General features: G+C 56.2%; 1 protein-coding gene. It reads right to left on the bottom strand.

Translation table 11 applies throughout. The features are described from left to right. The coding region (locus tag VZ95_RS20775; RefSeq protein WP_045777561.1) for an ABC transporter substrate-binding protein at positions 1–1104 on the bottom strand (1104 nt) is incomplete at both ends.

Raw genomic sequence — 1104 nt, 5'->3', positions numbered from 1 at the left:
GTCACGCGAGTACCGCGCACCGCTTCCGGCAGTTTCAGCTTCTTGACCGAGTAGGTGAACAGATTTGCGGGCTCATAGATCGGCGCAAACGCGTATTGCGACAGAATATACTCGTGGTAGCGGGTGAAATTCTGCACGCGCTCCGGCCAGGTCCGCGCCTTGTTCATCGCCAAATCGTTCAGCTCTTCGGCGCGCGGGTCGTTCAGCATCGAGACGTTCGGATAGCCGAGGCGTTTCGCTGAGAAAAACCAGTCGATAATATCGGCATTGGTCCAGGAATAGCTGCGGATCGCAAGCTGATGCTCGGTTTTCTTTTTATACTGGGCATTGATCGTGCTGGCGTCGAAGAGGGTGATTTCCGCCTGCATGCCGATGGCCTTGAGCTGCGCCTGAACCGCCTCGCTGATGCGCTTAAACTCGGTGCCATTGGTGGTCCAGAGTTTCACCTGGAGCTTGGTGCCATTCTTGGCGCGCACACCATCGGAGCCCAAAACCCATCCGGCATCATCAAGGAGCTTCTTGGCGCGGGCAAGATCGTAGGCAATGGCGAATTTCGGATCGATCTTGGCTTCTTCCAGCCCGCTAATCAGAAAGCCATTGGCGGGCTTGCCGATGCTGCCATAGAGCGCCGACCAAATTTCTTTTTGATTGATGGCATAGGCGGCGGCGGCGCGGACGTTGATATCCGTGAAGGGTTCGACGCTGGTATTGATCGGCATGTAAACGACTTCGGTGCCGGGAATGACCATCACCTTCAGTGCCGATTCCTGCTTCAAGCGCGGCAGAAAATCGGTGGGAACCGTGTAGAGGAAATCGACCCCGCCGGTTTTCAGTTCCAGGAAAGCGGTTGAATCATCGGCGATTTCGCGCACGGTGATTTTCTTCAGCTTGGCCGGGCCACGATTGACCGAAAGATCGGAACCCCATTTATAGGCGTCGTTGCGCACCAGCACTGTTTCTTGCCCAACGGTGAATTTTTCCATCTTGAACGGGCCGGTGCCGATGGCCGCCGTCACGCCGAATTTATCGCCTAAGGCATCGAAGGCTTTTGGCGAGGGCACACCCATGAAGGAACTGGCGAGATTGAACAGCAGGTTCGGGTCG

Source organism: Elstera litoralis (assembly GCF_000963705.1).
In the GTDB taxonomy this organism is placed as follows: Bacteria; Pseudomonadota; Alphaproteobacteria; order Elsterales; family Elsteraceae; genus Elstera; species Elstera litoralis.
This window is presented reverse-complemented; position numbering and strand designations above follow the sequence as displayed.